Source organism: Ruegeria sp. HKCCD7255 (assembly GCF_013031565.1).
Classification (GTDB): Bacteria; Pseudomonadota; Alphaproteobacteria; order Rhodobacterales; family Rhodobacteraceae; genus Ruegeria.
In genome coordinates this window covers 1-13,596 of sequence record NZ_WQAG01000001.1, presented here as the reverse complement: position 1 = coordinate 13,596, position 13,596 = coordinate 1, and the positions used below count along the sequence as shown (strand labels likewise).

General features: G+C 57.7%; 19 protein-coding genes and 1 tRNA gene. 6 read left to right on the top strand and 14 right to left on the bottom strand.

Annotation, left to right across the window (positions count from 1 at the left end; genetic code table 11):
- The first annotated feature begins 17 nt into the window (after positions 1–17).
- Positions 18–656, top strand: coding sequence for an imidazole glycerol phosphate synthase subunit HisH (hisH, locus tag GOX45_RS00100; protein WP_171096811.1), 639 nt, complete (start codon positions 18–20; stop codon positions 654–656).
- Between the two features lie 3 nt (positions 657–659).
- On the opposite strand, the gene GOX45_RS00095 is transcribed toward hisH, so the two are convergent.
- A complete protein-coding gene (locus tag GOX45_RS00095) occupies positions 660–1,061 on the bottom strand; it encodes a DUF2147 domain-containing protein (protein WP_171096810.1) in 402 nt (133 codons plus the stop codon).
- A gap of 133 nt (positions 1,062–1,194) precedes the next feature.
- Here GOX45_RS00095 and hisA point away from each other — a divergent pair, with 133 nt between their 5' ends.
- Positions 1,195–1,914 carry a 1-(5-phosphoribosyl)-5-[(5-phosphoribosylamino)methylideneamino]imidazole-4-carboxamide isomerase gene (gene hisA / locus GOX45_RS00090; RefSeq protein ID WP_171096809.1) on the top strand — a complete coding sequence of 240 codons (720 nt, stop codon included), beginning with the start codon at positions 1,195–1,197 and terminating at the stop codon, positions 1,912–1,914.
- Position 1,915: 1 nt separating this feature from the next.
- Here the strand turns inward: hisA and GOX45_RS00085 are convergent, their stop codons facing one another.
- On the bottom strand, positions 1,916–2,362 hold the full coding sequence (locus GOX45_RS00085) for a DUF302 domain-containing protein (protein WP_371808927.1): 447 nt from the start codon (positions 2,360–2,362) through the stop codon (positions 1,916–1,918).
- A gap of 118 nt (positions 2,363–2,480) precedes the next feature.
- Between GOX45_RS00085 and hisF the strand changes: the two genes are divergently transcribed.
- The 3 genes from hisF (at position 2,481) to GOX45_RS00070 (ending at position 4,191) form a co-directional block, all read left to right on the top strand.
- Positions 2,481–3,242, top strand: coding sequence for an imidazole glycerol phosphate synthase subunit HisF (gene hisF, locus GOX45_RS00080; RefSeq protein ID WP_171096808.1), 762 nt, complete (start codon positions 2,481–2,483; stop codon positions 3,240–3,242).
- Positions 3,239–3,556 (top strand): phosphoribosyl-ATP diphosphatase, encoded by a 318-nt coding sequence (locus GOX45_RS00075; protein WP_171096807.1) that lies wholly within the window; start codon positions 3,239–3,241, stop codon positions 3,554–3,556. Before hisF ends, GOX45_RS00075 begins: the two co-directional genes overlap by 4 nt.
- A 71-nt stretch (positions 3,557–3,627) precedes the next feature.
- Positions 3,628–4,191 carry a hypothetical protein gene (locus tag GOX45_RS00070; RefSeq protein WP_171096806.1) on the top strand — a complete coding sequence of 188 codons (564 nt, stop codon included), beginning with the start codon at positions 3,628–3,630 and terminating at the stop codon, positions 4,189–4,191.
- On the opposite strand, the gene GOX45_RS00065 is transcribed toward GOX45_RS00070, so the two are convergent.
- From GOX45_RS00065 to rlmB, 4 genes are all read right to left on the bottom strand, one after another.
- The gene (locus tag GOX45_RS00065) at positions 4,188–4,658 is read right to left on the bottom strand and encodes a CoA-binding protein (RefSeq protein ID WP_171096805.1); all 471 of its coding nucleotides are present in this window, start codon (positions 4,656–4,658) and stop codon (positions 4,188–4,190) included. The two genes, GOX45_RS00070 and GOX45_RS00065, sit on opposite strands and share 4 nt — an antisense overlap.
- 201 nt (positions 4,659–4,859) lie before the next feature.
- Positions 4,860–5,261, bottom strand: coding sequence for a YHS domain-containing (seleno)protein (locus GOX45_RS00060; protein WP_371808926.1), 402 nt, complete (start codon positions 5,259–5,261; stop codon positions 4,860–4,862).
- Between the two features lie 148 nt (positions 5,262–5,409).
- A complete protein-coding gene (locus GOX45_RS00055; RefSeq protein ID WP_371731816.1) occupies positions 5,410–5,685 on the bottom strand; it encodes a hypothetical protein in 276 nt (91 codons plus the stop codon).
- A 12-nt stretch (positions 5,686–5,697) separates the two neighbouring features.
- Positions 5,698–6,471: a 23S rRNA (guanosine(2251)-2'-O)-methyltransferase RlmB gene (rlmB, locus tag GOX45_RS00050; protein ID WP_171096803.1), complete on the bottom strand. Its 774-nt coding sequence runs from the start codon at positions 6,469–6,471 to the stop codon at positions 5,698–5,700.
- A 115-nt stretch (positions 6,472–6,586) separates the two neighbouring features.
- Here rlmB and GOX45_RS00045 point away from each other — a divergent pair.
- Positions 6,587–6,670, top strand: a tRNA-Tyr gene (locus GOX45_RS00045).
- Between the two features lie 186 nt (positions 6,671–6,856).
- On the opposite strand, the gene GOX45_RS00040 is transcribed toward GOX45_RS00045, so the two are convergent.
- From GOX45_RS00040 to hdhA, 8 genes are all read right to left on the bottom strand, one after another.
- Complete coding sequence (locus tag GOX45_RS00040) at positions 6,857–8,545, bottom strand: recombinase family protein (RefSeq protein ID WP_171096802.1); 1,689 nt, start codon at positions 8,543–8,545, stop codon at positions 6,857–6,859.
- On the bottom strand, positions 8,542–8,997 hold the full coding sequence (locus tag GOX45_RS00035; protein ID WP_171096801.1) for a DUF2924 domain-containing protein: 456 nt from the start codon (positions 8,995–8,997) through the stop codon (positions 8,542–8,544). The genes GOX45_RS00040 and GOX45_RS00035 overlap by 4 nt, the downstream gene beginning before the upstream one ends.
- Positions 8,994–9,263, bottom strand: a complete 270-nt coding sequence (locus GOX45_RS00030) for a DUF3489 domain-containing protein (RefSeq protein WP_171096800.1) — start codon at positions 9,261–9,263, stop codon at positions 8,994–8,996. Before GOX45_RS00030 ends, GOX45_RS00035 begins: the two co-directional genes overlap by 4 nt.
- Positions 9,264–9,456: 193 nt before the next feature.
- On the bottom strand, positions 9,457–10,089 hold the full coding sequence (locus GOX45_RS00025; RefSeq protein ID WP_171096799.1) for a tyrosine-type recombinase/integrase: 633 nt from the start codon (positions 10,087–10,089) through the stop codon (positions 9,457–9,459).
- 342 nt (positions 10,090–10,431) lie between these two features.
- Positions 10,432–10,902 carry a hypothetical protein gene (locus tag GOX45_RS00020; protein WP_216600299.1) on the bottom strand — a complete coding sequence of 157 codons (471 nt, stop codon included), beginning with the start codon at positions 10,900–10,902 and terminating at the stop codon, positions 10,432–10,434.
- A 44-nt stretch (positions 10,903–10,946) separates the two neighbouring features.
- Entirely contained in the window at positions 10,947–11,657 is a 711-nt protein-coding gene (locus GOX45_RS00015; RefSeq protein WP_171096798.1) for a hypothetical protein, read from the bottom strand.
- 10 nt (positions 11,658–11,667) lie between these two features.
- A complete protein-coding gene (locus GOX45_RS00010) occupies positions 11,668–12,462 on the bottom strand; it encodes an SDR family oxidoreductase (RefSeq protein ID WP_170437659.1) in 795 nt (264 codons plus the stop codon).
- A gap of 30 nt (positions 12,463–12,492) precedes the next feature.
- On the bottom strand, positions 12,493–13,260 hold the full coding sequence (gene hdhA / locus GOX45_RS00005; protein WP_170437657.1) for a 7-alpha-hydroxysteroid dehydrogenase: 768 nt from the start codon (positions 13,258–13,260) through the stop codon (positions 12,493–12,495).
- Positions 13,261–13,596 lie beyond the last annotated feature (336 nt).

The window sequence follows — 13,596 nt, the reverse complement described above, 5'->3', positions numbered from 1 at the left end:
AAGAGTGGAACTGCGCTATGCTGACTGCGATCATTGATTATGAATCGGGCAATCTGCACTCGGCGGAAAAGGCGTTTCAGCGCATGGCGCGTGAGGTGGATGCGGGTGAAGTTGTTGTGACCTCGGACGCGGATGTTGTCGCGCGCGCCGACAGGTTGGTATTACCCGGCGACGGTGCCTTCCCTGCCTGCGCGGCAGAGCTGCGCGGGCATAAGGGCATCTATCAGGCCATGGTTGAAGCGGTTGAGCAGAAAGGCCGCCCCTTCCTGGGTATCTGTGTGGGGATGCAGCTGATGGCGACCACAGGCCACGAATACACCGACACGGAAGGTTTGGGATGGGTTGCGGGTGATGTTGTCAAGATCGAACCTTCAGACGGCGCTTTGAAAGTGCCGCATATGGGGTGGAACGATCTGGTTCTGGAAAGCGACCACCCGGTCTTTGACGGGGTCAGCGCGGGCGATCACGCCTATTTCGTGCATTCCTACCACTTTCGGGTGGCCGATCCGGCACAACGTCTGGCCTATGTGGACTACGGGCAGGAGGTCACGGCCGTGATTGGCCGCGACACTATGGTTGGGATGCAGTTTCACCCTGAGAAAAGTCAGGATGTCGGGCTGCGCATGATCGGAAATTTTCTGACCTGGGCACCCTGAGGCTTACTCGATACGGGTCCAGGTCTGGCCGCGACACACAAGCCCGCCTGCAACGCATCCTTTGACGGTCAGCTCATTCTGGCCGTCCAGCGACATTTTCGACTTATAGGTCTTGTCACTTTCCGGATCCCAGATCTTGCCGCTGTCGTAGCTGCCGTCGCCTTCGGGCACCATATCCCAGATGATTTGCTTGCCGAGGTTCGCATATTCCAAATTCTGGTTACCGTCGGCGCTGAAGGCGCTGTCGATCGTCCCACAAATCGCACTGCCACATTCCGAAATCGAAACGTGCAAGTATCCGCCGGTTTCGCCTGGCTCAGTCTTCCAAAGGCCGTCAACCGAATCCTCAGCAAGTGCTGACGTTGCAAACACCGCAAAACCTGCCGTCAAAATTGCTTTTCTCATCTTTTTCTCCCTATTTGTGCCCGAGTCTTACCGGTGATGATCCATCCGGCAAGATTGACTTAGCGTCGCGTTGATCCCCTGCCCTGCCTGTGCCATACGCCCCGCGTGTAACAGTGATATAGGGCCTCTCGACATGATCCTCTACCCCGCCATTGATCTGAAAGACGGTAACGCCGTTCGCCTGCTGCGCGGTGAAATGGACAAGGCCACCGTTTTCAATGAGGATCCTGCCGCACAGGCCCGTGCTTTTGTCGAAGCAGGCTGTGCGTGGTTGCATCTGGTCGATTTGAACGGAGCTTTTGCGGGCGAGCCTGTGAATGCCGCCCCGGTCGAGGCGATTCTGCGCGAATGCAAGGTACCGGCCCAGCTTGGCGGTGGCATCCGAGACATGGCCACCATCGAAACATGGGTCGAAAAGGGTCTCGCGCGCGTGATTCTGGGCACTGTCGCCGTCGAAAACCCGGATCTGGTGCGCGAAGCGGCCAAAGCTTTCCCCGGCAAGGTCGCCGTCGGCATCGACGCGCGCAACGGCATGGTTGCGACAAAGGGCTGGGCCGAAGAGACTGACGTTCAGGTCACCGATCTGGCACGCAGCTTCGAAGATGCCGGTGTGGCCGCCATCATCTATACCGACATCAACCGCGATGGTGCGATGCAGGGGCCGAATATCGAGGCGACGGCAGATCTGGCCCGTGCTGTGTCGATCCCGGTGATTGCCTCGGGCGGCGTCAGTTCACTGGACGACCTTATCGCATTGCGCGATTGCGGGGTGTCCTTGAACGGCGCCATCTCTGGTCGGGCCCTTTATGACGGCGCGATTGACCTGGCAGAGGCCATTCGCGCCCTGAGTTGAGTTATTGCGCAGCCGCGGCGGTCAGTTTTGCCAAAGCGCCGCGCATTTTTTCGATGACCGGCGCGTTTTCAACATCGTCAAGATCGTCCATCGTTTCCTTGGGGTCTTCATAGGCCAACCAGACCTGCCCGTTCGCGTCCTCATACGCCTGCACCTTCAGCGGCAGGAACAGACCGGCCCGCGCGTCGATCTGCATCGCCGGTGTACCCAGAGCGGGGTTGCCGAAGATCAAAACCTGATTGGGCGGGATGGATGTTCCAACCTTCTCGGCCCCTGCGGCGTGATCGACGCGGGCAAAGACGGTCGCGCCCGCATTGCCCACAGCGGCTTCGAGCGCGTCCAACGCTTCAGCCACCGATTTGTTTGTTTCCACTTTGATGATGTCGTCTGCCATTGCAGCCCCTGCTCCTGCCAATAGGAATGTGGTGGTGAGAATGAAGTTTCGCATAACATTGATCTCCTTTTGAATTTAAGACCAGTTTTCACAGGTTTGAGAGGCGTGACAATCACAAGTCTGGCATCGGCAGGGCTTTGCCGGTAGAGGTGCGGGCAACAAAGGAAAGTCTATGCTGAAAACCCGTATCATACCCTGTCTGGACGTCGCTGATGGCCGTGTGGTCAAAGGGGTAAACTTCGTTGGCCTGCGAGATGCGGGTGACCCGGTGGAATCGGCCAAGGCCTATGATGCAGCAGGGGCGGATGAGATCTGCTTCCTGGACATTCACGCCACCCATGAAAATCGCGGCACCATGTTCGATGTGGTTCAGCGCACGGCTGAACAGTGCTTTGTCCCCCTGACCGTAGGTGGCGGTGTTCGCACCAAGGATGACGTGCGCGCCTTGCTGTTGGCGGGGGCAGACAAGGTCAGTTTCAACTCTGCCGCAGTGGCCAACCCGGACGTGATCTCCGACGCAGCAGATCAGTTCGGCAGCCAATGCATCGTTTGTGCCATAGACGCCAAAACCGTGAGCCCTGGCAAATGGGAGATTTTTACTCATGGCGGGCGCAAACCGACCGGGATTGATGCGGTGGACTTCGCCAAAACCGTCGTTGCCAAAGGCGTCGGTGAGATCCTGTTGACCTCGATGGATCGTGACGGCACCAAAGCGGGCTTCAACCTGCCCCTGACCCGCGCGATCAGCGACGCGGTAGACGTGCCGGTGATCGCCAGCGGAGGGGTCGGAAATCTGGATCACCTGGTCGAAGGCGTGACCAAGGGCGCTGCCAGCGCCGTGCTGGCGGCCTCGATCTTTCATTTCGGCGAATACACCATCCGCGAGGCCAAAGAGCACATGGCCGCTGCCGGCATACCGATGAGGTTGACATGAACATTCTGCAAGACCTCGCCGCAACGATCGAAGCGCGCAAAAGCGCTGATCCCGACAGCAGCTGGACAGCCAAGCTGTTGGCAAAAGGCCCCGAAAAATGTGCCGAGAAATTTGGCGAAGAGGCTGTTGAAGCAATCATCGAAGCTGTCAAAGGCGACAAACCCAGGTTGACGGCTGAAGCGGCAGATGTGCTCTATCACCTGCTGGTCATGCTGGCCGCGCGTGATGTGGCGCTCGAGGATGTGCTGACCGAGTTGGCCCGCCGTCAGGGCACCAGCGGCATCGCGGAAAAGGCCGCGCGACCCAAAGGGTAAGCCTGACTTCCACCCAAGCGCCCAGCCCGATATACTCCAAAGCTATTGGACTTCGGATTTGGGACACCTGCATGATCAGAGCATTGCTGTTTGCAGCTGCGTTGGGCGTTTTGGCCGCCTGCGCCTCGGCACCACCGCAGACAGGCGATGAGGTTCAGCGCCTTGCAACCCAAATCCAAAGCCTCGGCCCCGATATCGACCCGGAAGAGGCACAACGCGCCGCTCAGGTTACCTATTCCTATACTGCGCAACTGGTGCAGGACTATCAGATCACAGACCCGCCCTTGATCCACAACGCCAAGGTCAACGCGGGCCTGCGTCCGCGCGGACTGTGCTGGCACTGGGCTGAAGATATTGAACGTCGACTGGCACAGGAAAACTTCCAAACTCTGGACCTGCACCGTGCCATCGCAAACGCTGATAACCGGTTCAGGATTGACCACAGCACAGCAATCATCAGCCGACGCGGCGCACCGATGCAAGACGGTGTGGTTCTGGATCCCTGGCGCTATGGCGGCGTTTTGTTTTGGGCCCCTTTGCAAAACGACACGCGCTATGACTGGGTGCCGCGCGAGATCGTGCTGGAAGAGCGCCGACAAGATCAAGCTGCTAGGCTATCGACTAGAGGCAACTAAAGCTTAGAAGATACGATCCCGGTTGAAAAACCGCCCATGCGCAGTTCTCCGAACAAGCGTTGATATTCGATCTTGGGACAGCGGTTCATCACCACGTCTAAACCTTGGGCTTCGGCTTTGGCCGCAGCTTGGGCATGTTCCACGCCGATTTGCATCCAGATCGTGGCCAGATCCGGAAAGGCCGCTAACGCTGCATCGACAATCGGTGGCACGGCTTCTGACCTGCGGAAGATGTCGACCATGTCCACCGGCTCGGAAATCTCGTCCAATGCGCCCCGCACTGTCTGGCCAAACAGATCCTTGCCAGCATGGCCCGGGTTGACCGGTATCACCGTATAGCCTTTCAGCGACAAATACCGCGCGACGTAATAGCCGGGCCGGACCGGGTTCATTGATACGCCGACGACGGCAACTGTCTTGGTCCGCTGCAGGATGCTTTTCAGGTACGTGTCGGTGTAGTTTGTCATGCCAGCACCCTAGTCATAGTCTGCAAAAGAAAAAAGCGCCCAGGTCTTACCTGAGCGCCAGTTGTTGGAACGAGGGACAGTGAAATGACCCGCGGCAGTTCCGTTCCGCGGTCACTGTGACATTTAGGCATGGATTTTCAAAAAAAAAGAGGCGGCGCTCTTTTTTATGATGACAGCTCACAAAAACGTGGAATCGGACGGTTATCCGTAGAGCACCTTGGGCCAGTAACGCTCTGCTCTGATAATGTTCACCTTGGTGTTCTGCCGCCAGACTTTTTCAATCTCAAGGCTGCTTGTCAGATACAGGCTTCCATCCACGATCTGCCATGCCAGAGGGTCTGTGGCGCTTAGCTGACCGGTGACCATGGCATAGGCGCAGTAACCGCCAAATGCCGGGGCAAACGCGCGTGGGTTACGCTCAAAACGGTCGCGGTTTTCAACCGATGCAAAACGCCAGGTTGCCTCTTTCCACCTCAGTGAAATGTCCTCACGGCCGATTTGCGGCCTGCCCAATTGGAAATAGGACACGGCGTCATACCCGGTCAGGGCTGCACCATCTGCGGAGAAATACAACGGCGCAGTGCGTGCTTGCGCAGCTGTCACGAAGACAGAACAAGAGAGGCCGGTCAGAAATGAACGTCGTGTCAACATGGGCGATTCAGCAGTGTTTCGGTTTGAGGGCCTAAACATGCATGTTTATATCACCATTAGAAACCCTGTTGACAGGGATGTGAACCAATGTTTCCGGCTGTCAGTCAAACACGTCCTCGACGATATCCCAGGCCTCATCGATGAACCGTGAAAACATGCTTTTCTTCTTTTTCTTGCGCTTCACGTTCGGATTTCCACCGTATTTCTGTAACTTCTCGGGTTTTTTCTTCAGCTTTTCTTTCGGCACCATCTTGAGATTGTGCAAGGGCGCGCCACAACTGGAACAGCTGAGTTCATGCTGCTCTTTGCCCTTCAGCACCAATGCGGCGCGCGTCCCGCAATAGCAGCAGGTGGCAATTTTGGATGGAATTGAAATGTTAGCCTCCTGTCATCTTTGTTGTGATGCATATAGGGCAATTGCGGCAGCATTTGAGACGTTGAGCGATCCAAACCCACCTGCAGCATCAATTTTCACCAATTGATCCACCGTTTCTTTGGTTTTCTGCCGCAGCCCTGGCCCCTCGGCCCCCAGAACCAGTGCAACCGGTCTGTCCAGCCGGCCTTGCAGGGCGGTTTCAATTGTCTCCTCCGCCTCGCCATCGAGTCCAAGAACCACAAAGCCCATGTTTTGTAACTCGACAATGGCGTCCGCAAGATTTCGAACGCGGAGATAGGGTTGCCGCTCCAACGCACCGCTGGCGGTCTTTGCCAATGCGCCGGTTTCTGGGGCCGAGTGGTGGCGTGTGCCTATCACAGCACTGGCGCCCAACACTTCGGCTGAACGCAGAATTGCACCCACGTTATGCGGGTCGGTGACGCGGTCCAGCATCAACACACGCGGTCTTTCCTGACCAATGCAGTTTTCCGCCAGACCTCCCCATTCCAGAGGTTTGACTTCAAGCGCAGCACCCTGGTGCACAGAGCTTGGATCAAGTGGCGCGTTGAACTTTCGCGGATCAACGATTTCCGCCTCGATCCCGGCTGTCGCAATGGCTTCGTCCAACTTATCTTTTGCGTTGAGGGTCACGATCAGTCGGACTTTGTGCCGTTTTGGGTTCATCAGCGCGTCACGGACCGCATGAAGGCCAAACAGCCAAACCGTTTCCGAGGCGGCAGCCTTGCGCGCCTGTTCCTTTGCGACAACCCACTTGGGTTTCTTCATTTCATGGGCCTCCGGGCCGTGGAATACGTTTCTGCGCCAAGGTCGTATTTTCCTGTTGACGCTCCTTAGACGCGCTTGTAATCACGCCTCCACGTCAGGTGCAACGCCTGACAGTGGGCGACAGGCCGCAAGGTGTGGCAGGGGACTGTAACTCCCTCGCGGAGACGCACGCCTGGTTCGATTCCAGGGTCGCCCACCACTTAGTCTCCACAAAACCTTAGCATACGCGCGCCTCCCGGATAGTGTCTATATTTCCGTGAGTTACGATGGACGGTGACGATCGAGTCCTCACTTATTGCCTCTGATCCGGTCCATTTTGGCTCGATTTCGACAGAAGTCTCAGTGGGGCATTCGCGCTTGAGGTCTTGGGGCAAGCCCAGATGCTCTATTGATGCGGAAAGCCCAGAATCCTCCGCTGTTCATACCAGTCAAGCGGTAGCTCCGGAAGACTACGCAATTTCTTTGCTGTGAGATGTTCTGGCTGACGGCCTTCGAGAATGGCAGTTGAGATATCCGGTGCTAGCCAGGCCAGTGGCAGGGCGCGACTGACCGATCCACTTCGGAGCCCTTCGCGGTTTTCGATCTGGCGGATGGTGCCGGACGTGCCGTCAAGAAGTTCAGCTGACCACCGTATCGCATCAGCGACGAGGTTGATGAGGTCTCGGTCTGGCCGCGGTGCATCCGGCGGCGCAATTATGATCGGCCTTGCCTGTCCGGCCTGTCGCTTTTGGAACGGGATCTCGAAGTCCACATGGATTGTTAGTTCAGCTTTCTCAGTTGGCTGTATCGCACCTAAATCCAACCGAACACAAAACTGTTCCTTTGATAAATCAATACGATCAACCAAGCCGCTTAGGTGATGTGCATCAGTGTGTTCACTCTCATCGGCAATCTGGTTGCTCAGAGCATCCGCTGACCGAAGGATGTCCGTGATCGATGAAGGATCCAAATCGACAGCCGATCTGATCTGCCGGGTCAGCCATGACTGATCGTCCAGGCGGGTCTTGAGCCCCCTCAGAACCAGCCGCTCGACTTCTCCGGCCGGAAAACGTTCAATACGGCATTGGTCGTCTGAACTGGTTGGCTTGGATGTGTAATACCAGTACCGCTGCGATTGTTCTGTTCCTCCCGAGCGCTTCGACTTGATGGCGTAGGTCGTGCGCATCGGGCGGCCTTTTGAATCGTAGAGAAGCCCATCCAACAGGCGCTTCGCCGACCGTCGGGACGCTCTGATCTTCTTGCCACCGTGGTCTGCAAGTTGGTCCTGCACCTGCTGCCAGGCGGCATCGTCTATGATGGCGTCATGTAAGCCATCATGGAGCTCATCCTTGTGACGAGTCTTGCCGATGTAGACGGGGTTGCGCAGGATGTTGTAGAGCGCGCCACGAGAGAAGGACTTACCTCCAGTAGTCCGACCGTACCGGTCGGTCCGGCGTTTGCTTACGATACCAAGCGCGCCAAGCCTATCGGATAGTTCGCGTACCGATCCAACCGCCAAATACTCAGCAAATATGGTGCGGATCGCTTCGGCCTCAACCGGATTAACAATCAACGCTTTATCGTTGACGTCGTACCCCATTGGCACCGCACCCCCCATCCACATTCCCTTACGTTTGGAAGCTGCAACCTTGTCCCGGATACGCTCAGCCGTCACCTCACGCTCGAACTGGGCGAATGACAATAGGACGTTAAGGGTCAGGCGACCCATAGACGAGGTTGTATTGAAGGCTTGGGTGACCGACACGAACGACACCCCTGCCTCGTCAAAGAGATCGACCATCTTAGCAAAGTCCGCCAGCGACCGGGTCAGGCGGTCAACCTTGTAGACAACGATGACGTCGATGCGGCCTGCCTCGACATCGTTGAGCAATTTTGTGAATCCGGGTCGGTCCATAGATCCGCCGGAGAACCCGCCATCGTCATAGAGATCGGAGAGCTCTGCCCAGCCCTCGTGCTTCTGGCTGAGTATATAGGCGGCACAGGCCTCACGTTGCGCATCCAGCGAGTTGAAGTCCTGCTCCAGGCCCTCTTCGGTCGACTTGCGGGTGTAGATGGCGCAGCGTTGGCGGATCACGGCTTTGCGACCTCTCGCAACCCGAAGAACCTGGGTCCGTTGCGGTTGGTCCCGGTCATCGCCCGCGCCACCGCCGACAGCGAGGAATAATTCTGGCCGTTCCAGATCGCACCACCGTCCGCTGTGATCATCACTTCATGAGTGTCCCCGCCCCAGGCCTTCAGGATGCGGGTGCCGTCGTTGACCCTTGCCGGTACGGCGCTCCTGCAGCTCTTTTGGAAACGCGAGCCAGTCCGGGCCTGAATGACCCGCTTCCAGGCACGGCGTGCAAAGGCGCTCCCGCCTCCCGCCGAAACAGCTTGTGCGTCCCATGCCAGCGACAACCGCATCAGGCGCGCGGTAAAGGTTTTGGGCGGCGCGGTGCCCTTGGTCTCCTGCCAGAGCCGGCGCAGCGTTGCGGCGTCGGCGTCTGCCAGTCGGCAGATATCGGGGGCGGTCACGGTCAACGTCATCGTCCTTCCCCGGGCACGGTAAGGTAGCGGGCTACCCTGCCCGACCGGTCAATTTCGACAGGTACGCCTGACGACCGCAGCCACGAGATTACCGCGCGTATCGTATGCAGCTGCCAGTCCAACTGCTTTTGGATCTGCACGACTGTTGCTCCGGTGCTGCGCGCCGGGAGTTTGCGCAGCGTCTCAGTCTTGGGCTTGGCAATCGGTCTCGCCGCTTTGTGTTTGGCCGGATCGGAGGTAAGGTTTTCGATGGGTTGAAAGGTCATCCGGGTCTCCTCTTGGTTGCGGGCATTCGCGCGCCCCGTACTGACCAAAGCCCGGCGTTCCGGGCGGGAGACTCAAATTTATTTGTCGACGTCAGTGACGCTTACTCTTGCCCGGAAGTCCAGTGGAAGATCGTCAAACAAACGACAATCGAAGGCACGGAATGGCGAGCGGCGGTTGCCGCCCGCGTGAGCCTCATATATCGATCCGTTCCGCAATTCTCAGTGCGTCTTCCAACTCAACACCAAGGTATCGCACCGTGCTGTCCACCTTGGTATGGCCAAGCAGGAGCTGAACAGCGCGCAGGTTCCCCGTCTTTCGGTAGATCAGCGCCGCCTTGGTGCGCCGTAGCGAGTGCGTGCCATAACCGCTCGGATCAAGACCAATCGCGGTCACCCAGTCCCGGACCAGACGTGCATATTGCCGGGTCGATACATGCGGCCTGTCGTGGAAGCGGCTGGGAAACAAGAACCCGCAGCCCAGCATCTCCGGGCGACACACCCAATTCCAGATAGAATCACGGGAGTTCTCCGACACCTCGAACCGGACGGGTCGCCTAGTCTTGCTCTGGATCACTGTCACGCGTTCACGAACCCGGTCACCAATTACAAGATCGTTGACTTTCAACCGAACGAGGTCACAACCTCGCAGCTTGCTGTCGATTGCAAGATTGAACAGTGCCAGATCCCTGAGATTTCCCGCAAGTTCCAGCCGGGCGCGGATGGCCCAGACCTGTTTGGCAAGAAGCGGGCGTTTCTGACCGATCAGGCGCCCTTTGTTCCATGGTGTGCGTTTCGGTTTGATAGCGGGAAGTAGAATATTGGACATTGATCGTCCTCCATCCGTCCCTCCCGCTCCCTGCGTCGACACAACGTCAACCAACCAACACTACCAACCGATGAATTGCCGGTTCTTCCCGATAAGCGTCCTTCGTGCTGCACGCGGCGGAAGGTCCAGAAGAGCCCATGCTCGACTTTGGTTGATGCCGCATCATTTGGAGCGATGGGCGAAAACCGGACCTTCGCTGCGACGGCTAGATGCCGATACCAAACCACGTCTTGAACGTGCTCTCGGTACTACCTGAAAACTCCGTCAAGTACGTGATTTGAACAATCGGCAAGGCACCCGACTTGCACTACAGTCCATCCGCAAGGGCTCTAGAAAACTACGTCATGAACAGCCGCTGTCCGTGATCTCGGCAATCGTCAGGTAGTTCACAGACGCTGCGACCACACCCGCGATAAACCCTAGCAGGATCACGGCAAACGCCAGCCCGACCTCCACTGTCCCGAAGACCCATTGCCACAAAACTGCGACTGCGACCACAGTGCCGAAAGTTACAAGCCCATGTTTTATCACCAGCTTCAGGGTGGTCGGGACAAATGGCTTCTTCGGTCCTTTCACCGTGAAATGAGTGACGGCCGTCAGGATCATCGCCATCGATACTGCCAGCAACACCGCGCCGCCCAGAACCGAATGACTGCCGCCACTGATCGAATCCAGCGTGAGTGGAATTGGTGCCGTCCCACGCAGCAAAAAGTACTGAATAAAGCCGTTGATTATCGCATTGATCACCCCGGACAGGAGTGCCCCGCGCATAATTTGATCCGACGTCATCGGCATCTCGCTGGACATGGTCATCTTGCACCGCTCCTTTGTTTGTGCAGGTTCGAAACCCGGCAGACTCACTGGCCCTGCCGCGCAACCTCTTCAATGCTTGGGAAAAATATCTCGCGACAGCGATCGAGGCGGCTGTCCCGGTTTTCATAGTTGGAACGGGCAATGCGCAGGTCAGCCTCGCGCTGGAGCACTGTGGCATCAGACAGGTTTCCGCGGCTGTTTAATTCGCGCGCCCGCATTAGCGCCTTTTCCGCATACGCCATCCAGGCCTCGTTCGCGCGCACCTCTGCCGGTCCCTTGTCACAGCCTGCGTTCCAGCCTTTGAGATAGGCGGCATAGAGGTCGTCGAGCGGCACCGACTTGCCCGCGAAATGGTCCCCAATCAACTGCAACGCCGCCACCTGCGCCGCTACCGTGGTCAGGTTCTTCTCGGCCACGACCATCTGCAGCCGATTCCAAGCATCCTTAAGCTGCGAAATCTCCAACTCAAGCTCGGAAATGGCGCTGCGGTCAAACAGTTCCAGATTTCGGGCCAAGATGGCTGCATCCCGGTCCACCTGCGCCTTAAGCGTTTCCAGTTGGATAGCCATTATCATGCTCTGAAACCCGACCGAACGGCCTTGGTCCGCGAATATCATCATGAAAATCTGATCGTTGGTTACAGGGGCGCCTGTGTCCAGCTGTGCCGCCTCCTGCGCCGAAACCCAGGAGGAAGCTAGCACAAGCGATGTCGCTATTGCTGACGCGCGCACGGCGCGCAAGAAGGGTAGCTTCACGGCCCGATCCTCAGCTTCCGAACAAGCGCACGACGCCACCGCCGCCATGAACATTGATGGTCTGGCCGCTGACCCAACCGGCTGCCGGCGAGCACAGGTACAGCATCGCGTTGGCGATATCTTCGGGGCGGCCGGGCCGCCCGGTCAGATTGTCGGGATGGGCGAGTTTTTCCTGCATCTCGGGCGAAATGCCCGCGTCGCCGTAACCGGCGGTCATGACCGTTCCGATCAGGATGGAGTTTACCCGCACCCGTTTGTTCAGCATGTGAGCCAGCGACACCATCATCTGGTTCAGGGCTGCCTTCGCCGTGCCATAGGGCAGGATGTCGTAAGCCGGAACGGCTGATGAAAACGAGCCCGAGTTGGTGATCGAGCCGTTCTCCGCCTTCTCCAGATACGGCAAGCAGGCCATGCTCATACGGTAGGCACTGATTGTGTTGAGTTTGTAAGAATTGATGAACTCCTCTTCAGGAATTGCCGAAGGGTCCGGCTGGCGACCGCCCCAACCGACATTGTTCACCAAGGTCGAGATGCCACCAAACGCGTCGGCAGTCGCGGATACAACCGCATTGATCTGATCCAGATCGGTCACGTCGCAGGCCATGCCACGACAGTCATTTCCGGTTTCCCGGGCGATCGCGGCAGCGGTTTCGGCAGCCATGTCACTGTTCAGGTCGGCAATCATCACCTTTGCTCCCGCCCCCGAGAGCGTCTTGGCAATTCCCGCGCCGATATTCTGTGCGCCGCCGGTGATCAGAACGTTGTGACCGTCCATGCGAAATTCTGCAAAAGCGTCAAAGCTCATCAGTTTGTTCCTGTCTGAAGTATTGGGATATCAATCGAGTTCCTGCACACCGCCGCCGGACACAGTGAGCACCTGACCGCTTATCCACGCGGACGCTGGCGCGCAGAGGAACAGCGCGGCATAGGCAATGTCGTCTGGCTCGCCCAGCCGTCCGAGCGGCGTGTGCTTCAGCATTGCCTTTTCGATGTCGTCGTTCAGCACCGATGCCAGCGCGTCGGTCTTGATGGCGCCTGGCGCAATGGCGTTCACCCGCACACCCATCGCACCTAGGTCGAAGGCGACATTGCGTGTCAGGTGATTCACAGCAGCCTTGGATGACCCGTAAGATGCCATGCGCTGATTTTTGTTCTCGCCCGCCATGGAAGATATGTTTAGAACCGCGCCGCCGCCTGCCGCTTCCATGTGAGGCGCCGCCAGTTGAGTGAGGCGAAACAGCGAGAAGACGTTCAATTCATAGGCCCAGCGGAAATCGTCCATCGGCATGTCAAACGGCTTTGGCCCGCCCCCGCCCGCATTATTGACAAGGATCGATAATCCGCCGAACTCCGATACGGCCAAGTCCACCGACGCTTTCAGATCATCTTCGACCGTCACGTTGCAGGCCAGTGCAACGGCCTTGCCGCCCGCGTTCGTGATCTCGTCGGCCACCGCCTGCGCGGTCTCCGCCTTCAGGTCGCTCACCACCACCGAGGCCCCAGCCCCGGCAAATAGTCGGGCCACGCCCCGGCCAATTCCCGCGCCGGCACCGGTCACAAGGGCCACTTGGCCGTCCAGCCGGAACTTATCTGCTTCGAACATTAGAAACTCCTGCATCGCTTCAATCTCTAGGTACTACGCAGGCGAGTTGGCTCCGGATCAGTGCTGGGCACTATTTTGGCAAGTGTTAGAACAGCATGGATTGGGCGTGTCGAATTGCGAAGATGTGCGATGCAATGGCGCCCCCAGCAGCCGGCTGGACCTCAACATCGACAACGCACCGTCAAGGTCTGCTTAGGGTTCTTTACCGCATCCAATACGATTGGCCGCTTCGTCCGCAGAGGGGTCATTAGTAAAAATTCTGTGAACGTCTGCTCCGAGCCTATTCCGTTGAAAAACTCTTCCTTGATCGACTGATGAGTCGCTGATTCAATTCGT